This is a genomic window from Roseovarius sp. EL26, from assembly GCF_900327775.1.
Classification (GTDB): Bacteria; Pseudomonadota; Alphaproteobacteria; order Rhodobacterales; family Rhodobacteraceae; genus Roseovarius.
Genome location: NZ_OUMZ01000005.1, coordinates 98,635 through 121,877, shown reverse-complemented (window position 1 = coordinate 121,877; position 23,243 = coordinate 98,635). Strand labels below are relative to the sequence as shown.

Below are 23,243 nucleotides of genomic sequence, written 5' to 3'. Positions count from 1 at the left end.
CTGGTGTCTTTTTGAGTTGTACGCTTGAGGAGCACCACAATGAACGTCCCCAACCCCAAAATCACTACGGGTGAATTGCCCGCATCCCGTAAGATTTATGTCGAAGGCAGCTTGCACAAAGATATTCGCGTGCCAATGCGCGAAATTTCCGTGCACCCCACTGCAGGAGAGCCCCCGCTGCCGGTTTACGACAGCTCGGGACCATATACAGACCCCAACATCCTAACCGATATTCGCGAAGGCCTACCCGCCCTGCGCCGCAGCTGGATTGAGGCACGCGGCGATGTTGAAGACTATGATGGTCGCGAGATCACCGCAGCTGACAATGGCTTTGTTCAGGGCGAGCGCCTGACGCCAGAGTTCCCGGTCAAGCCACGTCCGTTGCGCGCCAAAGACGGCAAAGCGGTGACGCAATTGGCCTATGCGCGGGCTGGTATCGTGACGCCGGAAATGGAGTTCATCGCCATCCGCGAAAACCAGCTGCGGGACACAACACCCGAGGTCCGTGATGGCCATGATTGGGGCGCGAACATCCCCGACTACGTCACGCCAGAATTTGTCCGCGATGAAGTCTCTGCTGGCCGCGCCATTATCCCGGCCAACATCAATCATCCGGAATCTGAGCCGATGATCATCGGGCGGAATTTCTTGGTCAAGATCAACGCTAACATGGGCACTTCGGCTGTGACCTCGTCGATGGAGGAAGAGGTCGACAAACTGGTCTGGTCGATCCGCTGGGGCGCTGACACGGTGATGGACCTGAGCACCGGCCGCAACATCCACAACACCCGCGAATGGATCATCCGTAACAGCCCAGTGCCAATCGGAACTGTGCCGATGTATCAGGCGCTGGAAAAGGTGAACGGCATTGCCGAGGACCTGACGTGGGAGGTGTTCCGTGACACGTTGATTGAACAGGCCGAGCAAGGCGTGGATTACTTCACCATCCATGCCGGGGTGCGCCTGCATATGGTGCCAATGACCGTGAACCGAGTGACAGGCATCGTTTCGCGCGGTGGGTCGATCATGGCAAAGTGGTGCCTGCATCATCATAAGGAATCATTCCTGTATGAGCACTTTGACGAGATCTGCGACATCTGTCGCAAGTATGATGTCTCTTTCAGCCTTGGCGATGGCCTGCGTCCTGGATCGCTTGCTGACGCCAATGATGAGGCGCAGTTTGCGGAGCTGGAAACACTGGGTGAGCTGACAAAAATCGCTTGGGCCAAAGATTGTCAGGTGATGATCGAGGGGCCGGGTCACGTGGCCATGCACAAGATCAAAGAAAACATGGACAAGCAGCTAGAGTGCTGTGACGAAGCACCGTTCTACACGCTTGGGCCTCTCACCACGGACATTGCGCCGGGATATGACCATATCACCAGCGGTATTGGTGCGGCGATGATCGGTTGGTTTGGCTGCGCGATGTTGTGTTACGTGACGCCTAAAGAGCATCTTGGGTTGCCAGATCGGGACGATGTGAAAACCGGGGTAATCACCTATAAAATCGCTGCGCATGCCGCCGATCTGGCCAAGGGTCTGCCGGGCGCGCAGCGGCGTGATGATGCGTTAAGTCGCGCACGGTTCGAATTCCGTTGGGAGGATCAGTTCAACCTGTCATTGGATCCAGACACCGCCCGTGAATTCCATGATCAAACCTTGCCTAAAGAAGCACACAAAGTGGCGCATTTCTGTTCGATGTGTGGGCCGAAGTTCTGCTCTATGCGGATTTCCCACGACATCCGGGCTGAGGCGCAAAAAGAAGGCATGGAGGCGATGGCAGCCAAATTCCGTGAAGGCGGCGAGCTGTACGTGCCCGCGCGGGAAGAACCGGAAGACGCGGAATGATCACCATCGCCGGGGCGGGGCTGGCTGGCCTCGCCTGCGCTTATGAGCTGTCCAAACGCGGCATTGCAGTCACGCTGTTTGATTTGGGTGATGCGCCCGGATCAGACAGCGTGGCACGCTTTGCCGGGGGCATGCTCGCGCCATGGTGTGAACGTGAAAGTGCCGAGGAGGATGTCATCACACTCGGTACGCGTGCCGCAGGCTGGTGGGCGCAAATTACAAAGGTGACGCGCAATGGTACATTGGTTCTTGCCGCGCCCCGGGACCAGAGGGAATTGGCCCGCTTTGCGCTGCGTACCACAGGCTATCGCAGTGTTTGCAAAACCGAGGTTTCAACCATGGAACCGGCGCTTGCCGGGCAGTTCCAAAACGGGTTGTTCTTTGGGCAGGAGGCGCATTTGGATCCCCGTCAGGCATTACGGGATCTGGCCAAAAGAGTGCAGTATATGGGGGGGATCATCCACTTTGATACTCCAGCTCCGGCACAGGTGGATCTGGATTGCACTGGCATGGCAGCCAACTTGCTGGACCTGCGCCCTGTACGTGGAGAAATGGCCATTCTGCGCTGCCCGGAGGTTACGATCAGCCGGACCATCCGTCTGCTGCATCCACGCATGCCGCTGTATCTCGTGCCGCGTGGAGACAGTCATTATATGATCGGCGGTACAATGATCGAAAGCTCCTCAACGCGCCCGCCGACCTTGCGCTCGCTCACGGAGCTTCTGAATGCGGCCTACACCCTGCATCCAGCGTTTGCTGAGGCCAGTGTTGTTGAACTTGGCGCGGGCCTGCGCCCGGCTTTCCCGGATAACCTCCCGCAGCTGATCGAACAGAACAACACGCTGTATCTCAATGGGCTTTATCGCCACGGCTTTTTACTTGCCCCAGCCATGGCTGCAACAGTGGCAGACCGGCTGGCTCACCACACGACATCGGAGGATTCCAATGCACATCATCGTCAATGCGCAACCGCATAATGTATCTGGCCAAACACTGGATCAGGTTTTGCCTGAACTTGGCTATTCCAGCCCAGCTATCGCTACTGCGTTAAACGGTGTGTTCATCGCCAATGCCGCCCGCGCCTCTACTCTGTTGAGCGAGGGTGACCGCATCGAAATTCTCGCCCCGATGCAGGGAGGTTGAGATGTTTTTTTACGACACTGAAGTCACCTCGCCTCTATTGCTGGGCACAGCGCAGTACCCGTCGCCCGCGATATTAAACGACGCAATTCGAGCAAGCGGGACGCAGATCATTACTGTATCGCTGCGCCGTGAGACGGCCGATGGGTCGGGGGCCGGGTTTTGGAATACGCTGCGCGATACCGGTTGTCGCATTCTGCCAAACACGGCTGGCTGCCATTCGACACAAGAAGCCGTAACCACAGCCCACATGGCGCGCGAGCTGTTTGGCACCGATTGGATCAAGCTTGAAGTCATCGGCCATGCCGACACGTTGCAACCCGATGTCTTTGGGCTGGTCGAAGCCGCACGCGTTCTGTGTACTGACGGTTTCAAAGTCTTTCCCTACACCACGGATGATCTGATTGTCGGGGAAAAACTGCTTGAAGCCGGATGTGAAGTACTGATGCCTTGGGGCGCACCGATCGGATCTGGTCAAGGGCTGCGCACGCCGGATGCACTGCGATCCATGCGGGCGCATTTCCCCAAGGTACCGCTGATTGTGGATGCGGGTATCGGACGCCCCTCTGATGCGTGTCGGGCGATGGAGTTGGGCATGGATGCGGTATTATTGAACACTGCGGTGGCCAAAGCAGGTGATCCAGTGCGGATGGCACAGGCCATGGCGCAGGCCATTGATGCCGGGCGCAGTGGATATTGCGCCGACCCGATAGAGCCCCGCGATATGGCGGCGCCCTCAACCCCGATCCTTGGCATAGCGGAGCTCGCATGATGGAACGTTTTTACCTGATCACGGGCCATGTCGGCCGACTTGAATTGCTGGTACCGCAGGGTGCCAAGCTGGCGCAACTACGCCTCAAAGACCAACCAGAGGCCGAAGTCCGCCGCCAAATCGCGCGTGCCCGCGACTTTTGCGCGGTGCATGGCGCACAGTTGGTGGTCAATGATTACTGGGAAATCGCCCTCGATCTGAGTTGCAACTTTGTCCATCTGGGGCAAGAGGACATGGAAGCTGCTGATTTCAAAGCCCTGCGTCAGGCAGGGGTGCAGTTTGGTCTCTCGACCCATGACGAAACTGAGCTGGAACGCGCCCTGTCACAGGATCCGGCTTATGTTGCACTTGGCCCGGTTTATCCAACCTTGCTGAAGAAAATGAAGTGGGGTCCACAAGGGCTGGAACGTGTCACCCGGTGGAAGCAGATTGCGGGCGCAACACCGCTGGTGGCCATTGGCGGATTGACACCCGAACGTCTGCCCGGCGTGTTTGCTGCGGGCGCAGACAGCGCCGCAGTTGTGACCGACATCCAGCTTTCGGACGATCCCGAGGCCCGCACCCGGGAATGGATCATGGCCTGCGCATTATGAACCGTTATGATCGACAAGAAATGGTGATTGGGGCGCTGGGACAGGCGCGGCTGTCGCATGCACATATGCTGGTTGTTGGCGCTGGTGGGCTTGGTTGTGCTGCCCTGCCCTATCTGGTCGCTGCGGGAATTGGTCATATCACGCTGCTGGATCCAGATCGCGTGGAAGAGAGTAACCTACATCGTCAGACACTCTATCGTATGGAGGATGTCGGTGCGCTCAAGGCTCATGCCGCGCGCCAGCAATTGCAAGCCCTCAACCCGGCGGTGCAAATCACCGACATCGTGAGCCGATTGACACCTGCCAATGCTGGTACATTGGTTGCGCAAGCCGATCTGGTGATCGATGCGGCTGACAGCTTTGCTGTATCCTACATCCTGTCGGATCACTGCCTGCAACTAAGCAAACCACTGATCAGCGCCTCGGTTCTGGGACAAACCGGATATGTCGGCGGCTATTGCGGCAAAGTTCCGAGCCTGCGCGCAGTCTTCTCTGACCTGCCCGAAAGCGCGGCCAATTGCAGTACGGCAGGTGTACTGGGCCCGGTCGTTGGGGTGATCGGTACGCTGCAGGCGCAGATGGCTGTCAGCACATTAAGTGACCCTGATCGCCCGGCTTTGGGCACAATGATCACCATGGATTTACAAAAGTTCACCACAGGCGGTTTCAGCTTTGCCACCGCATCTGAACCCGATACTTTGTTTCCCTTCGTGTCCGACAATCAACTAACCGCGACCGATCAAGTGATCGAGTTGCGCAGCAAGCAAGAAGCCCCCAAAGCAATTCACAAAAATTCGAATCGCCTGGAGTTTAAAAGTCTCACTACTCACGATTTTGCCCCTAATCGACGGATTGTTCTGGGGTGCAAGACCGGATTGCGCGCTTGGAGGGCGGCAACAACGCTGCAAAAAGCCGGTTATAGCAATATTGCCCTGATGGCCGAAGTCGCGATGTGATGGCAGATAAATCCGTCCTGATTATCGCTGGCAGCGACTGTAATGCGCGGGCCGGGTTGCAACGCGATCTCGCCGTCGCACACGACATGGGCCTGTCTGCCCGTGCCGTCGTCACCGCGGTCACCGCGCAAACAGATGCAAAAGTCAGTGCTGTTCACATGATCCCACCCGAGATCATTGAACAGCAATTGACCGCAGTGCTTGAGCAAGCACCCCCTGATTCGGTCAAGATCGGCATGATGGGAACAGCAGAAACTGTCGAAATCATCGCCCGCCTGCTTGCAAACCTAAGCTGCCCCATTGTTGTCGACCCGGTCATCGCCACATCCTCAGGTCATGAACTTTTGACTGAGAGTGGCATTAAAGCACTGAAGCATAAGCTTTTCAGTATTTCATCGCTGATCACCCCCAACCTGCCCGAAGCCAAACACCTTCTGGGCGAATCACTCTTGCCGCAAACCAACGCTCCGGCAGAGCTCGCTCAGGCTCTATATGCTGAAGGGGGCCCTGCTGTTTTGCTCAAAGGGGGGCATGACAGCGGGGAAAACTGTTGTGACATTCTCCGTAACGGTGCCGAAACACACAGCTTTTGCGCACCACGTTTCGCCAAAGGTAGACGCGGAACAGGCTGCACTCTTTCCACGTCGATCGCGTGCCATTTAGCCAACGGGGTAACGCTATACTCGGCTTGTGAACGCGCTGTTATCCAGACCAGAAAGTGGATTTCACAAGCCTAAGCGGAAGTGACAACCTGTCCACTCCACGGTTACAACCAAACAATTATGCACCATCCCTTTGCGCATTTTTGCTGTATTTTCATGTAAGGTATTGAAATTCGCTGCAAGATGCGAAAACATGTTTCTGCGCCAATTCGACTAATCAGTCGCATTAGAGGGAGAATACTATGTCGCGTAAACCTATCATGCTCGCACTGGGTGTTTGCTTTGCCGTTCTGGCAGGTTGTGCTCAGCAAGAAGAAGAAGTTGTAGTTGTCACACCAGAACCAGTGTTTGACAAATACGGCAACGAAGTCGTAGCTGAGTAATATCAGCTCGCGCAGGCCAAGACCTCTTGTGAAAGTGGTTCAGCGGTCTGCACGCTTCTCAGACATGCATTGTTTTTTGGATTACGATCAAAGATCCTGATCCGATGATTTGTTAAAAAATTAAAAGCGCGTGCGTCCAGCACGCGCTTTTTGCTTTCAAAACGGCGAATTGATGCTGATTTGATGCGAATCTGACCCTTTCACACTTCGCTTCAGATGCTTATAAGAACGCAAGCTATGGCCTAGTGCCGCCAACCCAAAAATTCGTTTCCGGACAGGACGCATACGCATATGTCGATTTTTTCAAGAATCCCCGGTTTGTTTTCGTCAGACATGGCCATCGATCTAGGGACAGCCAATACGCTGGTTTACGTCAAAGGTCGCGGCGTGATCCTGAGTGAACCCTCTGTAGTTGCTTACCATGTCAAAGATGGTCAGAAAAAAGTGCTGGCGGTTGGCGAAGATGCGAAACTGATGTTGGGCCGGACCCCCGGAAGCATTGAAGCGATCCGCCCTATGCGTGAAGGTGTGATTGCCGATTTCGACACCGCCGAGGCGATGATCAAAGAGTTCATTCGCAAAGTGCACCAGCGCCGGATTGTTGGAAAACCCAAGATCATCGTTTGTGTTCCTCATGGCGCGACCCCGGTTGAAAAACGGGCCATTCGACAATCTGTTCTGTCCGCCGGTGCCGGCCGCGCCGGTTTGATAGCAGAACCTATCGCCGCCGCTATCGGTGCGGGCATGCCGATCACCGACCCAACTGGCAATATGGTCGTCGACATCGGCGGGGGCACCACAGAAGTGGCGGTTCTGTCATTGGGTGATATTGTTTATGCCCGTTCTGTCCGTGTTGGTGGTGACCGCATGGACGAAGCTGTCATCAGTTACCTGCGCCGCCAACAAAACCTTCTGGTCGGCGAAGCCACGGCAGAGCGCATCAAAACCTCGATCGGGACCGCCCGTATGCCGGATGATGGTCGTGGAAGCTCAATGCAGGTTCGTGGCCGTGATCTGCTGAATGGCGTTCCCAAAGAGATCGAAATCTCGCAAGCACAAATCGCCGAGGCTCTGGCCGAACCGGTACAGCAGATCTGCGAGGCAGTGATGACCGCATTGGAAGCCACGCCACCAGATCTGGCCGCTGATATTGTTGACCGTGGGGTCATGCTGACAGGTGGAGGCGCTCTGCTGGGGGACCTTGATTTGGCATTACGCGAACAGACCGGTCTTGCCGTCTCGATTGCCGATGATAGCCTTAACTGTGTGGCACTTGGCACCGGCAAAGCTTTAGAGTTCGAAAAACAGCTTCGTCACGCGATTGACTACGACAGCTGACTACGCACCCTTTGACCAAAGGGGGCACAGTTGGCGAAGGATCGATCACACAGCAGTACATATTCCGGCCCGCTTCGGCGGCTGCTGATAGGTATCTTGATGCTGTTTCTGTTGGGACTGTTTCTGGTGTGGCGGATTGACAGCCCACGGGTCGAACGTTTTCGGGCTCAGGTCGTTGATAATGTAATGCCAAGCTTTGACTGGGCCATGGCGCCAGTAACTGGCTTTATCAATATTATCCGCGACTTTGAAAGCTATCAGCGCATCTATCAACAGAACCAAGAATTGCGTCAAGAATTGCAGCAGATGAAAGCCTGGAAAGAGGCCGCGCTGCAGTTGGAACAAGTCAATGCCCGTCTATTGGATTTGAACAATGTACAGCTCGATTCGCGCCTGACTTACATCACGGGTGTGGTGATCGCGGACAGTGGTTCACCTTTCCGGCAATCCGTATTGATCAACGTTGGTGCTAAAGACGGAATTGTAGATGGCTGGGCTGCGATGGATGGGCTAGGGCTGGTTGGTCGCATCTCTGGTGTGGGCAACAACACCGCACGGGTGATTTTGCTAACCGATACCTCCAGCCGGATTCCGGTCGTCATTCAACCCTCTGGCCAGCGTGCCCTATTGATTGGAGACAATACTCTGGCGCCCTTGGTCGAATTTATTGAAAGTCCTGATCAGGTACGCCCCGGCGACCGTATCATGACCTCTGGAGATGGCGAAGTTTTCCCAACTGATCTGCTGGTTGGTCAGATTGCAGAGGATCCAAACGGGCGGCTGCGCGCGCGGCTTCTGGCCGACTATGGCCGGTTGGAATTCCTGCGTGTCTTGCGTGACTTTGGCCGGGAAAAAATCGAAGATCCGGGTCGTCTGATCGCCCCGGATAGCCTGAACGATGGTGACGCAGTTACACCGGATGAGGCGTCTGCCGAAACAGAGGCGGAAAATGATTGATTATGCACCGCAGAAGGTCTGGATGAAGCGCCTGCTTTATCTGGTGCTGTGCTTTGTGTTGATCTTTTTACATTTACTTCCACTGGATACGACGGCATTTCGTGACGTGGCAAATGACACCAGCGATCTGCTTGATGCGCAATTTTTGCGCCCAGCCAGATGGGCCGGGCCTGATCTGATGCTGGCATTTACCATTGCCTGGGTTCGCAGGCGTCCCAGCTATGTACCCCCTTTATTGATCGCATTTGTCTTTTTGCTGGCGGATCTGTTGTTTCAGCAACCACCAGGGTTGATGACATTGATCGTTTTGCTTGCTTGCGAGATTCAGCGTAATAAAACCGCATCCTTTCGCACTCAAACCTTTCCAAATGAATGGTTTAACGCCGCCTTCATCATTGCCGGTGTGGCACTTGCACAACGTCTTGTCTTAGGTGTGATGTTGAGCGATCAAGTGCCTTTGGGCCTGCACCTCATGCAGGTGGTCATGACAATTGTGGCCTACCCTCTGGTCGTTTTCATTTCACAGGTTATCTTTGGGGTACGCAAAGCCTCGACCAAAGATATCAACGCCATAGGAGGTGGGGTATGAAACGCCCCCCAAAAGACAACGAAGCCAGCCAGCGGATCATTACCCGACGTGGGTTGATCTTAGGTAGCGCGCAATTGGGCCTGGCAGGCGTTCTGGCAGGGCGCATGCGGTATATGCAGGTGGACCAAGCGGATGAGTTTCGGCTGCTGGCAGATGAAAACCGCATCAACCTTCGTCTGATCCCGCCATCGCGTGGGCGGATCTATGACCGCAAGGGAGCGATCATTGCCGAAAATGCCCCCAGTTATCGGATCACCATGATCCGTGAAGATGCCGGCGATGTCGAAGCCGTCATTGAACGTCTGGCCCGGCTGGTCGAGCTGGACCCTGACGAGCTGGATCGTGCGTTAAAAGACCTCAAGAAATTGCGCGGCGATACGCCCGTCACGGTGGCCGAGCGGGTCAGCTGGGAGGATGTCAGCCGGGTAGCCGTCAACACCCCGGCCCTACCCGGCATTGTGCCAGAGGTTGGTCTATCACGTCATTATCCAACTGGGCAAGATTATGCACATGTTATCGGTTACGTCGGGCCGGTGAACGAGCGTGATCTGGAAACCATTGATGCACCGGATGCGCTGTTGCTTATCCCACGTTTTCAGATCGGGAAAATCGGTCTTGAGGCCAAGCGTGAAGATACCCTGCGCGGAAAGGCTGGCAACAAACGGGTCGAGGTGAATGCTGCCGGGCGTGTTATGCGTGAACTAGAGCGGGTCGAAGGGCAGGCCGGTGCCGACATACAGGTTACAATAAACGACCAGCTGCAAGCCTATGTTAATGCCCGACTTGAAGGCCAAAGTGCTGCCGCCGTGGTAATCGATTGCGAAACCGGCGATCTTCTCGCATCGGTTTCAGCCCCCAGCTATGACCCCAACCTCTTTGTGCGCGGCATTTCCGGGAAAAACTACAAGGCTCTGCTCGACAACAAATACCGGCCATTGCCGAACAAAGCGGTTCAAGGTGTTTATCCCCCTGGCTCCACCTTCAAAATGGTTACTGCTCTGGCCGCGTTGGAAAGTGGCAATGCAAACCCGGGTGATACAGTCTATTGCCCAGGGCATCTGTCCGTCAGTGGCCGCCGCTTCCATTGTTGGAAACGCGGAGGTCATGGCAATGTGGATCTGCACCGCTCGCTACGCGAAAGTTGCGATGTCTACTATTACGAAATGGCGAGACGCACCGGCATTGAGAAAATCAGTGAAATGGCACGCCTTCTGGGGCTTGGTACGGTGCACGATTTGCCAATGACCAGTGTGGCCAAAGGGTTGGCACCAACAAAGGAATGGAAACGTATCAACAAAGACGAAGCTTGGCAGGTTGGGGATAGTGTGAATGCCTCAATCGGGCAGGGATTTGTGCTGGCGTCACCACTGCAACTGGCCGTGATGACCGCCCGGTTGGCCACTGGCCGCTCGGTTGAGCCGCGGTTGATCAAATCGATCGACGGCGTTGAACAACCTGCGCGCCCCGGTGAATCACTAGGGCTCAATCCTCGATTCCTTAATCAGGTGCGTGAAGCTATGTACGCGGTATCGAACAGTCGTCGCGGCACGGCTTATCGCAGCCGGATCATCGAGGAAACACTTCGGATGGCTGGGAAAACTGGCACCAGTCAGGTGCGTAACATTTCCGCTGCTGAACGGGCGGCCGGAGTACGCCGGAACAGTGATCTACCATGGGAACGCCGCGATCATGCCCTGTTTGTCAACTTTGCCCCCTACGACAACCCCAAAGTGGCAGTTGCCGTTGTGGTTGAGCACGGTGGTGGCGGCTCCAAAGCGGCCGCACCAATTGCGCGCGATATCACTTTGCAAGCGCTTTATGATGGCGACCCGCCGCTAGATGCATATCCGGCAAAAGACCGGGGAAACATCGAAACCCAGCAAGAAGAATTCCGCAAGAAACGCCCGGACCGCTCTGGCAAGAGAAATAACCGGGCATGAGTTATCTCGAAAATACGGTCAAAATCACGCCCAGTGGGGCCAGCAAGATCTTATATCTGAACTGGCCTCTGGCAATTTTGCTGACTGCAGTCGCTTCGGTTGGATTTTTGATGTTGTATTCGGTTGCGGGTGGCTCGTTTTCCCCCTGGGCTGAACCGCAGATCAAAAGGTACATCGTGGGATTTATCGCCATGTTGATCGTAGCGATGGTACCAATCTGGTTTTGGCGCCACATGTCAATTGTGGCTTATATTGTTTCGATTCTGCTGCTGGTGGCGGTGGATCTGGTCGGGGTCGAAAGCAAGGGCGCGCAGCGCTGGATAGACCTTGGATTCATGCGCCTGCAACCATCTGAGTTGATGAAAATCACGTTAATCATGTTGCTCGCGGCCTATTACGACTGGCTGCCCCTCAAACGTATTTCACGCCCGATATGGATTATCATCCCGATCGTCATCATTCTTCTGCCCGTTGCTTTGGTTCTGCGCCAACCTGACTTGGGAACCTCCATTTTGCTACTGTCTGGGGGCGGTCTTGTGATGTTTGTGGCTGGCGTGCATTGGGGGTACTTTGCAGCCGTGTTTGCCGCAGTTGTCGGATTGGTCAAGGCAGTCTTTTCCAGCCGCGGCACAGATTGGCAGTTGTTGAAGGACTATCAGTACAAACGCATTGATACATTTCTTGACCCGTCAACGGACCCATTGGGCACCGGATACCATATATCTCAGTCTAAAATTGCACTTGGCTCAGGCGGTTGGACCGGCAAAGGGTTTATGCAAGGCACGCAATCCAGGCTGAATTTTTTACCGGAAAAACATACCGACTTCATCTTCACCACGCTGGCAGAAGAGTTTGGATTCATTGGTGGATTCTCACTACTCGGGCTTTACGTTCTGATCATCGTCTTTTGTTTTGCCACCGCGATGAGCAACAAAAACCGGTACTCATCCCTTCTGACCTTTGGCGTTGCGATTACATTTTTCCTGTTCTTCGTGGTAAACATGGCGATGGTTATGGGGCTGGCGCCAGTTGTGGGTGTGCCGTTGCCGATGGTCAGCTATGGCGGGTCTGCGATGTTGATCTTGATGCTGGGATTTGGTCTGGTGCAAAGCGCACATGTCCATAAACCAAGGTAGCCTTTATGCCGATCAATGTCCTGTTTTCTGCCCGTCCTGAGCGTTGGGAAACCTATCAAGAACCCCTGAATAAAGCGTTTAAAGGCAAAGGCTTAGATGTAAATCTGGCAACGGACATTCCACCCGAACAGGTGGATTATATCGTCTATGCACCCAATGGGGATATGAACGATTTCACACCGTATAAAAATTGCAAAGCGGTGCTGAGCCTCTGGGCTGGTGTGGAAAAAATCGTTGTAAATCAAACGCTAACTCAACCTTTGGCCCGAATGGTAGACCATGGTCTGACGCAAGGCATGATCGAATGGGTCACCGGGCATGTGCTGCGCCACCACCTGAACACCGACCTGCATGTATTGGGACAAGACGGCGAATGGCGTGACTATGTGCCACCGCTGGCGCAGGACAGACAGGTCACGATACTTGGGTTGGGGGCACTTGGCACGGCTTGCGGGCAGGCACTGGCAGGGCTTGGATTTCCCGTCACGGGCTGGAGCCGGACCGCAAAAGAGGTTGAGGGCATCACCTGTTTGCACAGCAATGACGGGTTATCACAGGCCCTGAATAATTCTGATATTATTGTTTTATTACTGCCACTTACAGGAAACACCGAGAACCTGATCAACAGCGAACGTCTTGCCCAGATGAAAGACGGCGTGTGCCTGATCAACCCGGGCCGCGGGCCGCTGATCGATGATCAAGCCCTGCTGAAAGCGCTGGATACGGGCAAAGTCGGACATGCCACATTAGATGTCTTTCGGATCGAACCCCTGCCCACTGATCACCCTTACTGGGCGCATCCAAAGGTCACTGTGACGCCGCATATCGCATCAGAAACCCGCCCCGTGACAGCGGCACAGGTGATCGCGGAAAACATCCAGCGGGGGGAAATGGGAAAACCTTTCCTGCATCTGGTGGACCGCACAGAGGGATACTGAGCCAGTTCAATTTGCGTACAACCTGTACAGCCTGTACGCGGGTTATGTACGCAAATTGGAGGATGGCATTTCTCAACGGAAACCTTTGCGGAAGCAATTCAAGGCGATAGTGGCCCCAAAGATCAAAATTCACCTTGCCTTTAACATTCCCTACATCGTATGATGTTTGAAATATTAAAGGGATCGTGTCATGCCAACATTCAACACCGTTATTGTATCTGCACTCGTAGATATAGAAAACCGGCTTGCTGATTTTGGAATTACGCGGGAGCAGCTTATTGAAATTGGAAAGACCGCCCGTGCTTATGCAGATGACGCAAGCCCATCGATGCCACTGAACGCAGCTGGAATGCTTTCGTACATTCACGGTGTCGGAGAACTCCGTCAACAAACAGTTGGCTCCGACTACATTCCTGACCGCACCTGTGGAATCGAAGCTGTAGTTAATCGCAACCGAACCACTCGTATTGGTTTTCAAAATGTCGATAAGTGTTGTGTAGACATGGCACCTATCCCACGCTCCGATAAAGGTAGCGGGGCTGCCAGCCTTTCCGGACCTGATCTTTTTGTAAACGCTGGCGTAGAAGCAGGGCCCCTGACAGGTGTCAAGCAAGATGGTATTCTCACCTACTATGTCATGGTGGGTCAGGACGGCAGCATCGAACTTTCGTGTCCAGTAATTTCAAAAGGAAAATATATTGATTGGTTAGAGCGCATCTTTGTCCACAGCCCAGAAACCGACTGGGAAGTAGAGCCCGATACAGACAAAAGCCCAATTGACGACTTTGACATCAGCGTCTCATTCAAAGAAGTATAATGTTCAATTCTGCACGTTTGAAGATAGCTCGCGAAAGGCGGTTGCTATCCAGTAAGGGACTCGCTGAGCTAGTTGGCGTATCTGCTGTCACTTTGTCCAAATATGAGAATGGATATGAACCTGAAGAAGCGACTATAGATCGTTTGGCAAATGTACTCGGCTATCCTCGCAACTTCTTCTTTTTCGAAGACCCCGAGATGATTGAAGCTGATACTGTCAGCTTTCGTAGTCTTGCGCGAATGAAAGCTAAAGAACGCCGTGCCGCACTCGCCGCCGGAGCTTTGGGTATCGAGCTGTATGAATGGATAGACGCGCGTTTCAACTTGCCGCAAGCTGATCTGATTGACCTAAGCAAAGAGAGAAGACGTCCCGAAGTTGCTGCCCGTTTACTGCGTCAACACTGGCATCTGGGCGATAGGCCAATTGGCAATGTATTGAAATTGATAGAAGCAAAGGGCGTCCGCGTCCTATCACTTTCAGAGGCGACAAAGAATGTAGATGCATATTCCTTTTGGCGCGGGGACCATCCCTATGTTTTCTTGAACCAAGAAAAGACAGCGGAGCGATCTATCTTCGATACGGCACATGAGCTGGGCCATTTGGTGTTACATCATCATGCAGGTGCCAAGACAGACAAAGAAGCTGAAACTCAAGCAGACAAATTTGCATCGGCTTTTCTCATGCCTGAAAATGATCTAATGGATTATGCCCACATATTCACCGCAGGCCAAATTATCGCTGCCAAAAAGCGATGGAACATCTCTGCAATGGCGCTGGCTTATCGCCTTCATAGCTTGAAGTACATAAGTGAATGGAATTACCGGTCTCTATGCATTGAACTTGGGAAGCGAGGATATCGTAGTGGTGAACCGGATGGCATCCAACGGGAAACATCAACCGTTCTTGCAAAGGTGCTGGCAGCTCTATGGTCGAAGCGCCTAACGAAATCTGACATTGCTGATGATTTGGGCATCCCTTTGGAAGAAATTGAAGCGCTGATATTTAGATTATCTCAAGAACGGTCCAAAGTCATAGCGACACAATTGATGGTGGTAAAATAGCGGTAACAGGAACTGTAATATCAACTAGCTAAAGGCCTGCCCCCGGCTTGCCCGGGCAGCGGCAAGACACATTGGGACGTTTTCAATGTGTGGAGAAGATTGCAATCTGGTTAGGGTATTGAACGCCCTCCAGGTCGGGCGCTGCCCTTGTGTCGAGCCGGTGATCGGCCTCGCCAAGCTCTTCTGCATCTGTATTTCCTGCATCGGCAATTCCTGCCATAGTTACGGTCTCTTTTGATACGATAAAGGACATTTCTGATGATAAAATTGATTATGTGTTTGCGCCGGCGGGCAGATATTAGCCGGGCGGAGTTTCAGGATTATTGGCTGAACAAGCATGGCCCGTTCTTTCAGGAAAACGCGGGTGTTATGCGCTCTAAACGGTATGTTCAAAGCCATACCATCGACAGCCCGTTGAATGATGCGATGAAGAGTTCACGCAATATGCAGCCGGAATTTGATGGGGTGGCAGAGGTTTGGTTTACCTCTGAGGATGATTTGATAGAGGCGATGGGCTCAGCTGAGATGCAGGAGCTGAGCGCAGCGCTTTTGCAAGATGAGGCGAATTTCATCGATCACGAGCAATCCTCGGCATTCATTGTGCAAGAGCACGCGCTTTAGGCGACATCGCAGTACTGGATCAGGCGTGGCCCCCTCCATAACACCCCCTACACAGTGGTCACGTTTCCGGGTAAATATTTCCCTGTAAATATTTCTCTGTAAATATTGTTCAAATTTTTTATACGGCTGAGCATGACCCAATTCTTCAAACATCACGACAGTCTGCGCCTGTTCATGGAGATCGCCCGGTTTTCCAGTTTCTCAGATGCGGCTGAGGCGTTGAACATGACCAAAGGCGCGATCAGCTATCAGGTTAAAACGCTGGAAAGTGACCTGCGCGTGGCGCTGTTTGAACGCAAACCGCGCGGCGTGGTGTTGACGAATGAAGGTCAGTCATTGTTGCGCACTTGCCGTGTGCATTATGAGGGGGTTGAAACCGCGCTTGAGGTGTTTCGCAGCCCCGATGTGCCCATGTTGACGGTTGGGGTTTCCACTTACTTTGCCTCGCGCTGGCTGTCGCCCAGATTGATGGGTTTCATGCAGGCGCATCCCGACATTCAGCTGCGCATTCAACCGATGACCCGGCTGTTTGATCTCAAGGCGCAGGGGGTTGATCTGGCGATCCGCTGGGGGGATGGCATGTGGGACGATGTTGAGATCAAGCCCTTCATGCCCTGCCCGGCCTGGCCCGTGGGCAACCCGGAGGCCGCCGAAAAAATTCAGCAGTCAGGGTGGGTTGAGGCCATGAGCGAGCTGACGCTGTTGCGTGATCACGATGACAGCAATGCCTGGTCGGACTGGTTGAATATCGCGGGGTTAGAACCGCAAACCCGCAAGGATGCACTGATCATTCCGGATCCGAATGTGCGGGTGCAGGCGGTGATCGACGGGCAAGGTATTGCGCTGAACGATGATCTGGTTGCGCAGGAGATCCACGATGGGAAATTGGTCCGCCTGTCAGAGGTGGGGCTGGAAAGCTACGGGTATTTTCTGGCCATTCCGCCGCAAAGGCACAAACACGATAGCGTCACGGCGTTTACCGATTGGATATTGCAACACGATTAAATTTTCGCTGAACAGCAAAATTTGCTCGCTTGTACCACTTGGGTTAGGCTGAATGGTCGCTCAGTTTTTCTGTTGGGCGCAATGCGCATAACGGGAAGAAATTTATGAGCAAGAACGAATTGCCAGACACCAAAGCCGGGCGTGTTGATTGGGTCATACGTGCAGAAACCAACGCAGAAATGCGCCGGCGTTACGATCTTTGGGCGCAAGACTATGACAGCGATGTTGGGTCCTATGACGATTATCTAGTCCCTTGGGAGGCCACCAAGGTTGCCGCCCAAGTGTTGGACAAGAATATGCTCATTATGGATGCAGGTGCGGGTACCGGCCTCGTTGGGCAAACCCTGAAAGAGGCAGGTTTTCAAAGGTTGATCGCTGTCGATTATTCAGAAGGGATGCTCGAAATCGCGCGCCAAAAGCAGGTTTATCAAGATGTTCACAAATGTGATTTGAGCCGACCGACCGAATTTGAGGCGGGATCAATCGACTGTGTCATCACCTGTGGAACCACGACACAGATGCCCTGCGCCAGCTTGCGCGAGTTTGCCAGAATTGTCCGGGCCGGAGGGCAGATCATCTTTGCAGTTGTACCGGATGCCTGGGTCGAATGTGGTTATGCAAACATCCTGTCGGAGCTCGAAGCGCAGGGGCAGGTATCCGTTATAAGCCGCGGTGAACCATTTCAAATGTTGCCAACAACCGAGCCCGAATTTTATTGTGAGATCTGGGTGATGGATGTCCATTAAAGGCACAAATCAGACCGCCCATGAATTAGCCGTGCCGTTCCTGACTATCTTGTGGGGCCTGTTCGCGGTCGAACATGCCGTAATCGCGGATCACCTGCGCGACGCGTAGGTGGTAGTTACTGAAAATGCCATTGCGCCCCTTGGTCTGCCCCTGACGGTGAGCCATCAGGTTACGCCAGTTTTGCACAGCGTCCTCATCACGAAAGAAGGAAAGGGACAGCAATTTGTCCGGGTTGCTTAGGCTTTGAAACCGTTCAACCGAGATAAAGCCATCGACCTGCTCCAGAAGCGGTTTCAAATCGGCTGCCACATCCAGATACGCCGGTTTTTGACCCGCGGCGATTTCGACCTCGAAAATAACGGCAATCATGCGGGCGGTCCTTCTGGCAAGCGCTGGAATGTGTTGTCCCTCAAGAGTGCACCTCTGCCCGTAGTTTCACAAGGCGATACGGGGTGAGCACGGTCACATTAAGGTCACTTCAAGTTCAGGCTTGTCTTTTGACCTCAGCCATGAAGTTTTCAAAAACCTGCTCGGCGGTTGTCAGGAAATCCGGCATCGTTTTTATGGCTTGCGCGCGCATCGCATCCAAGCCCCCCGCCCCTAAGGTTTCAACCAATGCCGCATGATAGGCAGGAATAGCGGCCCAGTTGTCCACTGTGTCGGGCTCTACCTCGATATGATACTGGGTTGACCATACATTTTGACCGATGCGCATCGCCTGTACCGAACAGGCCGGAGAGCTGGCCAAAATCACGGCCCCTTCGGGGGGCTGCGCCACCCGGACACCGTGCCATTGCAGGCACTTCTGCCTGTCGGGTAAACCCTGCATCAACGGATCTGCGCGCCCCTCGGCGGTCAGTTCAACTTCCATGACGCCGATTTCTGCCGGATGCATTGGGCCACATGTGCCACCCAGCGCATCAGCCAAAAGTTGATGGCCCAGACACAGTCCAAGATACGGTTTACCCATCTCGATCACCCACCGCCGGATGGCCGCCTTTTCTGCAATCAACCAAGGATGTTCTTCGACATCCCATACATCCATCGGACCACCCATCACCCATAGAACATCGTAATCTTCTAGATCGGGAATTGCCCCACCTTCGTCCAATTCGACCACATCCCATTCAATGCCGTTGCGTTTCAAAAGGTCGCGCAAAGATCCCGGATGCTCACAAGACAGATGTTGAAAAACAAGGAGTTTCATATCTTGATCCTACTGAGATTGAAGGGTTGCGTTTACGCGCACGGCAAGGCTCCGTCTGAGGGCCATGGTCGCCTCAACCCCAGCCAGAACAGCCACCAGCAACAACAAGGTGGCAGAGCCTGCCTCAACAATCAACCAGCCCGCAATCAGTGGAAACCCGAAGATACCAATGAAATAGGTCAGTGCAAAAAACTGCAACGTTTGCGGCAATAGGGTTTCCTTTGCATCATTGGCCGCCATCGCCGCCAGAATGGGATAGGACACGCCGTACCCAATGCCAAACAAGATCGCGGTCAAAAGATATAGCGGTACGCTGGCACCACTGAGCAAGAACAAAACAACAGATCCGCACATCACATACATCAGCGCAGCAATTGTCAGGTAAGGATTTCGCCCCCCCTTGAAGCGTGCCAACACCACCCGAAACAGAACTACAGTGATCGTATAGGTCAGGAAGTAATCAGCATAGTCCAAGCCACGTTCATCAGCGAAGACCGTCTGGAAATTGTTCATACCAGCAAACACACTGGCCCCGAGGCAGACCATGATCACCGGCAGACGCGCGGGAGAACGCATGATGTCGGTGATGGCTGAGAGCGAGAGGTTTGATCGCGCCTCGGGGCCTTTGGCAGCAGCTTGCTGTCGTATGGGTGTGGTGAGCGTGAAGAAGATCAGACCCGCCAGAGCGCAAAGAGCTGCCGTAATATAGAAGGCGTCGGCGATGGTGAAACCTGCATCCTCCAACATGGATGCAAGCACTGGCGACAGGCCAAACCCGGTCATCACCGCAACGCTGAGAATGGCGAAATACCGCACGCGATCCTGAGCCGATATCAACCGGGTCACGACCACGGGAGGCAGCGCATAGGTCAGCCCCCAGCCCGCGCCCAAAAGGATACTGGCAGAGATCAACAAGACGCCGACACCCTGTGCAAGCCCATAGAACGTCAATGCTGCGGCGATGGCAAAACAGGCCCCGCCAAGGGTACGCAGGCGGCCAAAGCGGTCGGCGAGATGGCCGGAATAGTAAACCGCGATAAGGGTTGAAATAGTTGTGATGAATAGCATCCCGCCCACCATCTTTTCATTGGCCCCGAAGGCGTCAAACAGGCGCGGCAGCATGAAGGTCAGACCGTAAGCGCCGGCCTGTAAAAAGACAGCCAGATAGAAGAGAGCAAAGAGGATTGGGCGTGACATGAAATTATCCTGCGTCTGTCAGTTCTGCGCGTTCTTGCACGATCAGGTCATTGAGTTTCTGGCGCTGCTGGCCACCTGCATCAAAGTTCCCCTCAGCCAGCCAGCGCGTGAAAGCACGTTCAACCGGGGGCCACTCGTAATTCAGTAGCGAAAACCAGGCTGTATCGCGATTACGGCCCTTGTAGGTGGCCGCTTGTCGAAAGATACCTTCGGGTGTGAAGCCCATCCGCCGTGCGGCACCGCATGATGGCGCGTTGAGGGCATCACATTTCCATTCATACCGACGATAACCCAGTTCATTGAACACCCGCGCCATCATCAGGTACATCGTCTCTGTCGCCGCCCGTTGCCGTTGCAAAAGTGGCGAATAAGTGATGCCACCCACTTCTATCGATCCAGCCACGGGGGCGATCCGCAGATAGCTGGCAATACCCACAGCCCGATCAGTAGTGCGGTCAATGATCGCAAAATAGGGTTGATCATCCACGCCACTTGCCTTTTGCACCCAATCGCGTAGGGCGCTTTCCGTCTCGAACGGCCCGATGAAATTATATGTCCAGAGTGCGCCGGTTTTGTCGTGACTGTAGGCGGCGAACAGATCGGCGGTGTGTTTGTCGGCATTTAACGGCTCTACCCGGCAATAGCGTCCTTCCATCCCAACATGGCCGGGGTGTTGTGCGCCTACCCAGTCAGCCACAGCCGGGCCAATAGGTTGGCCGTGTTCATTGAGGCGATTCATCGCTGTCTTATCCTTTGTCATATTGGGTGCGTTATCAGCCGTGCGGACGCACCTGTGGAGTTGCGGTGATCTTGCCACATTGATGGACCTCAATTAATATCCAAAATTGAATAATTTGAGCAGACCAATATCAGGCCAACACATGAAACAAACACCATGGCTTGCCCTTTCGATCGATCGTAGCACCGGGGTGCCGATCTTTGAACAGATCTGTGAGGCGATCCGCAGTGGTGTCATTGCGGGCGAACTGACCCAAGGCCAAACCTTGCCCCCTACCCGTGTCTTTGCAACAGAGATAGGCGTATCACGTTCCACCATTGTGACGGCCTATGAACAGTTGGTCGCCGAAGGGTACCTGCACAGCATCCAAGGCTCGGGCTATACGATATGTGCGACGGGTGAGGTGGAGTTGGCCCATAAGCCAGCAGTAACGCCAAGCGCCACACCCCGAGAAGAAAATCGCAAACCGCGGCCCTTTTTGGCCGGGCAGCCGGATATGCGGCTGTTTCCATATCGCCAATGGGCCAAGACAGTTGCGCGTCTTTGCCGGACCAACCCGCAATCGATGCTAAGCAGTGGCAGTGCTTTTGGTAATTTTGAACTTAGGCAGGCAATTTCTACGCATGTGGCCGAGTGGCGTGGCATCACCGCCTCACCTCATCAGATCATCATCACAGCCGGATCTATGGATGCGCTGGAGATCTGCATGCGGACGCTGACGCAAAGTGGGGATGGGATCGGGTTGGAAAACCCCGGCTATCTGCCATTGCGTCGTTTCGTGAAAGATATGCAGCTGCGACCAAGCTTCATGGATCTTGATGCAAATGGTGCCACCATCCCACAGGGCGCGCCACCACGTCTGGTGGTTTTGACCCCATCGCACCAATATCCGATGGGAGGCGCGATGACCCCCAACAGGCGGTTGGAGTTCATCCAATGGGCCGACGCGCAAAATGCATGGATTGTGGAGGATGATTATGACAGCGAATTTCGCTATGCTGGGCGGCCGATACCGGCGATGGCAGGGTTTGATCAGATCAACAGAACCATCTACATCGGCAGCTTTTCCAAGATCTTTTCAAACTCTCTCAGGCTTGGCTATGTCATTGTGCCTGAGGCATTGCTGGGTGCGATGCGCGACACAATTGTGCAGCAGGGTCAGCACGCAAGTTCGATGCCGCAGCAGCCGCTTGCTGAGTTTATTAAAAGTGGCGAATTTTACAGGCATCTCAGACGGGTGCGCCGGATTTACGGCGAACGGCGCAAGTTTTTGCTGGAGCGTCTGGAGCAGGATTTTGGCGAATACGGTCATTTCACCGATCATCAGGCAGGCATGCAGATTGTGTTTCATCTGACCGGGTATATCAAAGATACGGTCATCTCAGAACGTGCGCAGCAGCTTGGGCTGACAGTTGCCCCTTTATCCGCCTATGCGAGTGGTAACGTTACGCAAAACGGGCTTATTTTGGGGTTTTGCGGCTATACCGAAGACGAGATTGCACAGAGTTTGATCTTGCTGCGTCAGACCATGGCATAACCCGCCCGAATTGTATCGGACGGGCAAAGGTTACAAAATGGGATCAGGCGGGTTCGCCGATTTTGTCTTGGGTTTTCAATTCAAAATCCGAGGCGTCATGGCGCTCATGCAATTGCTCGCTTGGGTCACCAAAGCTGCGGTTGACCATGCGACCACGTTGTACAGCGGGACGGGCATCGATTTTCTCGGCCCAAGCCACAACGTTTTTATATTCATGCACGCTTAGGAATTCGCCGGCACCATATTGACGGCCCAGAACCAGATTACCGTACCATGGCCAGATCGCCATATCGGCAATGGTGTATTCATCACCTGCGATATAGGCGTTATCGGCCAACTGACGGTCCAAAACATCAAGCTGACGTTTGACTTCCATTGCAAAACGATCAATCGGATATTGCCATTTTTCTGGCGCGTAAGCATAGAAATGACCAAAGCCGCCACCCAAATAGGGTGCGCTGCCCATTTGCCAGAACAACCAATTCAGCGTCGCGGTGCGTTTGGGGCCTGACGCGGGCAGGAAGGCATCGAACTTTTCGGCCAGATGCATCAAGATTGACGCAGACTCGAACACGTTCACAGGCTCATCGCCGCTCAAATCTACCAGTGCCGGGATTTTTGAGTTGGGATTTACATCAACAAAACCGCTGCCAAACTGATCGCCGTCACCGATGCGGATGAGCCAGGCATCATATTCCGCGTCGTGTCCTGCAGCGAGCAGCTCTTCGAACATCACCGTGACCTTCACACCGTTGGGCGTGCCCATGGAGTGGAGCTGGAACGGGTGTTTGCCAACAGGCAGTTCCTTGTCATGGGTCGCACCTGCGATGGGTCGGTTGGTTGAGGCAAAAGTGCCGCCGTTTTCCTGTTCCCATGTCCACACGGCCGGGGGGGTATATGTATCGTCGCTCATATCGGGTGTCCTCGTGTTCGCTTCGTTGTGACCAGAGGTAACCATCCCCCCTCGGGATGCAAGGTGCAGCGGTGCACAAGGCTGTGTGCATTTCCTCAGTTCAATCGCGCAACGCCCACTCACGCATGGATAACAAAACCAGTGCCC

General features: G+C 54.1%; 26 protein-coding genes. 20 read left to right on the top strand and 6 right to left on the bottom strand.

Annotated elements, in window-relative coordinates; all coding sequences use genetic code 11:
* Positions 1-39: 39 nt before the first annotated feature.
* The 16 genes from thiC to D9A02_RS02450 all read left to right on the top strand — a co-directional run bounded on the left by thiC (position 40) and on the right by D9A02_RS02450 (position 15,130).
* A complete protein-coding gene (thiC, locus tag D9A02_RS02520) occupies positions 40-1,848 on the top strand; it encodes a phosphomethylpyrimidine synthase ThiC (protein WP_120499403.1) in 1,809 nt (602 codons plus the stop codon).
* Positions 1,845-2,825, top strand: coding sequence for an FAD-dependent oxidoreductase (locus D9A02_RS02515; protein ID WP_120499402.1), 981 nt, complete (start codon positions 1,845-1,847; stop codon positions 2,823-2,825). Before thiC ends, D9A02_RS02515 begins: the two co-directional genes overlap by 4 nt.
* Complete coding sequence (gene thiS, locus D9A02_RS02510; RefSeq protein WP_120499401.1) at positions 2,794-2,991, top strand: sulfur carrier protein ThiS; 198 nt, start codon at positions 2,794-2,796, stop codon at positions 2,989-2,991. The genes D9A02_RS02515 and thiS overlap by 32 nt, the downstream gene beginning before the upstream one ends.
* A 1-nt stretch (position 2,992) precedes the next feature.
* On the top strand, positions 2,993-3,760 hold the full coding sequence (locus D9A02_RS02505; RefSeq protein WP_120499400.1) for a thiazole synthase: 768 nt from the start codon (positions 2,993-2,995) through the stop codon (positions 3,758-3,760).
* The gene (locus D9A02_RS02500) at positions 3,760-4,353 is read left to right on the top strand and encodes a thiamine phosphate synthase (protein ID WP_120499399.1); all 594 of its coding nucleotides are present in this window, start codon (positions 3,760-3,762) and stop codon (positions 4,351-4,353) included. The genes D9A02_RS02505 and D9A02_RS02500 overlap by 1 nt, the downstream gene beginning before the upstream one ends.
* On the top strand, positions 4,350-5,309 hold the full coding sequence (locus D9A02_RS02495) for a HesA/MoeB/ThiF family protein (RefSeq protein WP_120499872.1): 960 nt from the start codon (positions 4,350-4,352) through the stop codon (positions 5,307-5,309). The genes D9A02_RS02500 and D9A02_RS02495 overlap by 4 nt, the downstream gene beginning before the upstream one ends.
* Complete coding sequence (locus D9A02_RS02490; RefSeq protein WP_120499398.1) at positions 5,309-6,046, top strand: hydroxymethylpyrimidine/phosphomethylpyrimidine kinase; 738 nt, start codon at positions 5,309-5,311, stop codon at positions 6,044-6,046. The genes D9A02_RS02495 and D9A02_RS02490 overlap by 1 nt, the downstream gene beginning before the upstream one ends.
* Before the next feature lie 167 nt (positions 6,047-6,213).
* Positions 6,214-6,354: a hypothetical protein gene (locus D9A02_RS19120; RefSeq protein WP_162932937.1), complete on the top strand. Its 141-nt coding sequence runs from the start codon at positions 6,214-6,216 to the stop codon at positions 6,352-6,354.
* A gap of 291 nt (positions 6,355-6,645) precedes the next feature.
* Entirely contained in the window at positions 6,646-7,692 is a 1,047-nt protein-coding gene (locus tag D9A02_RS02485) for a rod shape-determining protein (protein WP_120499397.1), read from the top strand.
* Between the two features lie 30 nt (positions 7,693-7,722).
* On the top strand, positions 7,723-8,649 hold the full coding sequence (mreC, locus tag D9A02_RS02480) for a rod shape-determining protein MreC (protein ID WP_120499396.1): 927 nt from the start codon (positions 7,723-7,725) through the stop codon (positions 8,647-8,649).
* Entirely contained in the window at positions 8,642-9,238 is a 597-nt protein-coding gene (locus tag D9A02_RS02475) for a rod shape-determining protein MreD (RefSeq protein WP_120499395.1), read from the top strand. The genes mreC and D9A02_RS02475 overlap by 8 nt, the downstream gene beginning before the upstream one ends.
* Positions 9,235-11,178: a penicillin-binding protein 2 gene (gene mrdA, locus D9A02_RS02470; RefSeq protein WP_120499394.1), complete on the top strand. Its 1,944-nt coding sequence runs from the start codon at positions 9,235-9,237 to the stop codon at positions 11,176-11,178. The genes D9A02_RS02475 and mrdA overlap by 4 nt, the downstream gene beginning before the upstream one ends.
* Positions 11,175-12,314: a rod shape-determining protein RodA gene (rodA, locus tag D9A02_RS02465; RefSeq protein ID WP_120499393.1), complete on the top strand. Its 1,140-nt coding sequence runs from the start codon at positions 11,175-11,177 to the stop codon at positions 12,312-12,314. The genes mrdA and rodA overlap by 4 nt, the downstream gene beginning before the upstream one ends.
* A gap of 5 nt (positions 12,315-12,319) precedes the next feature.
* Positions 12,320-13,252, top strand: coding sequence for a glyoxylate/hydroxypyruvate reductase A (locus D9A02_RS02460; protein ID WP_120499392.1), 933 nt, complete (start codon positions 12,320-12,322; stop codon positions 13,250-13,252).
* A gap of 190 nt (positions 13,253-13,442) precedes the next feature.
* Positions 13,443-14,069: a hypothetical protein gene (locus D9A02_RS02455; protein WP_120499391.1), complete on the top strand. Its 627-nt coding sequence runs from the start codon at positions 13,443-13,445 to the stop codon at positions 14,067-14,069.
* Positions 14,069-15,130: an ImmA/IrrE family metallo-endopeptidase gene (locus tag D9A02_RS02450; protein ID WP_120499390.1), complete on the top strand. Its 1,062-nt coding sequence runs from the start codon at positions 14,069-14,071 to the stop codon at positions 15,128-15,130. The genes D9A02_RS02455 and D9A02_RS02450 overlap by 1 nt, the downstream gene beginning before the upstream one ends.
* An 82-nt stretch (positions 15,131-15,212) precedes the next feature.
* Here D9A02_RS02450 and D9A02_RS19115 read toward each other — a convergent pair whose 3' ends face one another.
* Positions 15,213-15,350: a hypothetical protein gene (locus D9A02_RS19115; RefSeq protein ID WP_162932936.1), complete on the bottom strand. Its 138-nt coding sequence runs from the start codon at positions 15,348-15,350 to the stop codon at positions 15,213-15,215.
* A gap of 38 nt (positions 15,351-15,388) precedes the next feature.
* On the opposite strand from D9A02_RS19115, the gene D9A02_RS02445 reads away from it, so the two are divergent.
* From D9A02_RS02445 to D9A02_RS02435, 3 genes are all read left to right on the top strand, one after another.
* Positions 15,389-15,751 (top strand): EthD domain-containing protein, encoded by a 363-nt coding sequence (locus D9A02_RS02445; protein ID WP_120499389.1) that lies wholly within the window; start codon positions 15,389-15,391, stop codon positions 15,749-15,751.
* Between the two features lie 132 nt (positions 15,752-15,883).
* On the top strand, positions 15,884-16,756 hold the full coding sequence (locus D9A02_RS02440; RefSeq protein ID WP_120499388.1) for a LysR substrate-binding domain-containing protein: 873 nt from the start codon (positions 15,884-15,886) through the stop codon (positions 16,754-16,756).
* Between the two features lie 104 nt (positions 16,757-16,860).
* Positions 16,861-17,502 (top strand): class I SAM-dependent methyltransferase, encoded by a 642-nt coding sequence (locus tag D9A02_RS02435; protein WP_120499387.1) that lies wholly within the window; start codon positions 16,861-16,863, stop codon positions 17,500-17,502.
* A gap of 25 nt (positions 17,503-17,527) precedes the next feature.
* On the opposite strand, the gene D9A02_RS02430 is transcribed toward D9A02_RS02435, so the two are convergent.
* The 4 genes from D9A02_RS02430 to D9A02_RS02415 form a co-directional block, all read right to left on the bottom strand.
* Positions 17,528-17,872 (bottom strand): antibiotic biosynthesis monooxygenase, encoded by a 345-nt coding sequence (locus tag D9A02_RS02430; protein ID WP_120499386.1) that lies wholly within the window; start codon positions 17,870-17,872, stop codon positions 17,528-17,530.
* Between the two features lie 115 nt (positions 17,873-17,987).
* On the bottom strand, positions 17,988-18,710 hold the full coding sequence (locus D9A02_RS02425; protein ID WP_120499385.1) for a type 1 glutamine amidotransferase: 723 nt from the start codon (positions 18,708-18,710) through the stop codon (positions 17,988-17,990).
* A 9-nt stretch (positions 18,711-18,719) separates the two neighbouring features.
* Positions 18,720-19,907 (bottom strand): MFS transporter, encoded by a 1,188-nt coding sequence (locus tag D9A02_RS02420; RefSeq protein ID WP_120499384.1) that lies wholly within the window; start codon positions 19,905-19,907, stop codon positions 18,720-18,722.
* 4 nt (positions 19,908-19,911) lie between these two features.
* Positions 19,912-20,646: a GNAT family N-acetyltransferase gene (locus tag D9A02_RS02415; protein WP_120499383.1), complete on the bottom strand. Its 735-nt coding sequence runs from the start codon at positions 20,644-20,646 to the stop codon at positions 19,912-19,914.
* A 142-nt stretch (positions 20,647-20,788) separates the two neighbouring features.
* On the opposite strand from D9A02_RS02415, the gene D9A02_RS02410 reads away from it, so the two are divergent.
* Positions 20,789-22,183 carry a PLP-dependent aminotransferase family protein gene (locus D9A02_RS02410; RefSeq protein WP_120499382.1) on the top strand — a complete coding sequence of 465 codons (1,395 nt, stop codon included), beginning with the start codon at positions 20,789-20,791 and terminating at the stop codon, positions 22,181-22,183.
* Between the two features lie 43 nt (positions 22,184-22,226).
* Here D9A02_RS02410 and yghU read toward each other — a convergent pair whose 3' ends face one another.
* Complete coding sequence (gene yghU / locus D9A02_RS02405) at positions 22,227-23,096, bottom strand: glutathione-dependent disulfide-bond oxidoreductase (protein WP_120499381.1); 870 nt, start codon at positions 23,094-23,096, stop codon at positions 22,227-22,229.
* Positions 23,097-23,243: the final 147 nt, after the last annotated feature.

Bases quoted from the DNA above. Each gene is read 5' to 3' on its own strand.
- thiC (WP_120499403.1), top strand. From the start codon at position 40: ATGAACGTCCCCAACCCCAAAATCACTACGGGTGAATTGCCCGCATCC.
- D9A02_RS02515 (WP_120499402.1), top strand. From the start codon at position 1,845: ATGATCACCATCGCCGGGGCGGGGCTGGCTGGCCTCGCCTGCGCTTAT.
- thiS (WP_120499401.1), top strand. From the start codon at position 2,794: ATGCACATCATCGTCAATGCGCAACCGCATAATGTATCTGGCCAAACA.
- D9A02_RS02505 (WP_120499400.1), top strand. From the start codon at position 2,993: ATGTTTTTTTACGACACTGAAGTCACCTCGCCTCTATTGCTGGGCACA.
- D9A02_RS02500 (WP_120499399.1), top strand. From the start codon at position 3,760: ATGGAACGTTTTTACCTGATCACGGGCCATGTCGGCCGACTTGAATTG.
- D9A02_RS02495 (WP_120499872.1), top strand. From the start codon at position 4,350: ATGAACCGTTATGATCGACAAGAAATGGTGATTGGGGCGCTGGGACAG.
- D9A02_RS02490 (WP_120499398.1), top strand. From the start codon at position 5,309: ATGGCAGATAAATCCGTCCTGATTATCGCTGGCAGCGACTGTAATGCG.
- D9A02_RS19120 (WP_162932937.1), top strand. From the start codon at position 6,214: ATGTCGCGTAAACCTATCATGCTCGCACTGGGTGTTTGCTTTGCCGTT.
- D9A02_RS02485 (WP_120499397.1), top strand. From the start codon at position 6,646: ATGTCGATTTTTTCAAGAATCCCCGGTTTGTTTTCGTCAGACATGGCC.
- D9A02_RS02475 (WP_120499395.1), top strand. From the start codon at position 8,642: ATGATTGATTATGCACCGCAGAAGGTCTGGATGAAGCGCCTGCTTTAT.
- mrdA (WP_120499394.1), top strand. From the start codon at position 9,235: ATGAAACGCCCCCCAAAAGACAACGAAGCCAGCCAGCGGATCATTACC.
- rodA (WP_120499393.1), top strand. From the start codon at position 11,175: ATGAGTTATCTCGAAAATACGGTCAAAATCACGCCCAGTGGGGCCAGC.
- D9A02_RS02460 (WP_120499392.1), top strand. From the start codon at position 12,320: ATGCCGATCAATGTCCTGTTTTCTGCCCGTCCTGAGCGTTGGGAAACC.
- D9A02_RS02455 (WP_120499391.1), top strand. From the start codon at position 13,443: ATGCCAACATTCAACACCGTTATTGTATCTGCACTCGTAGATATAGAA.
- D9A02_RS02450 (WP_120499390.1), top strand. From the start codon at position 14,069: ATGTTCAATTCTGCACGTTTGAAGATAGCTCGCGAAAGGCGGTTGCTA.
- D9A02_RS19115 (WP_162932936.1), bottom strand. From the start codon at position 15,350: ATGGCAGGAATTGCCGATGCAGGAAATACAGATGCAGAAGAGCTTGGC.
- D9A02_RS02445 (WP_120499389.1), top strand. From the start codon at position 15,389: ATGATAAAATTGATTATGTGTTTGCGCCGGCGGGCAGATATTAGCCGG.
- D9A02_RS02440 (WP_120499388.1), top strand. From the start codon at position 15,884: ATGACCCAATTCTTCAAACATCACGACAGTCTGCGCCTGTTCATGGAG.
- D9A02_RS02435 (WP_120499387.1), top strand. From the start codon at position 16,861: ATGAGCAAGAACGAATTGCCAGACACCAAAGCCGGGCGTGTTGATTGG.
- D9A02_RS02430 (WP_120499386.1), bottom strand. From the start codon at position 17,872: ATGATTGCCGTTATTTTCGAGGTCGAAATCGCCGCGGGTCAAAAACCG.
- D9A02_RS02425 (WP_120499385.1), bottom strand. From the start codon at position 18,710: ATGAAACTCCTTGTTTTTCAACATCTGTCTTGTGAGCATCCGGGATCT.
- D9A02_RS02420 (WP_120499384.1), bottom strand. From the start codon at position 19,907: ATGTCACGCCCAATCCTCTTTGCTCTCTTCTATCTGGCTGTCTTTTTA.
- D9A02_RS02415 (WP_120499383.1), bottom strand. From the start codon at position 20,646: ATGAATCGCCTCAATGAACACGGCCAACCTATTGGCCCGGCTGTGGCT.
- D9A02_RS02410 (WP_120499382.1), top strand. From the start codon at position 20,789: ATGAAACAAACACCATGGCTTGCCCTTTCGATCGATCGTAGCACCGGG.
- yghU (WP_120499381.1), bottom strand. From the start codon at position 23,096: ATGAGCGACGATACATATACCCCCCCGGCCGTGTGGACATGGGAACAG.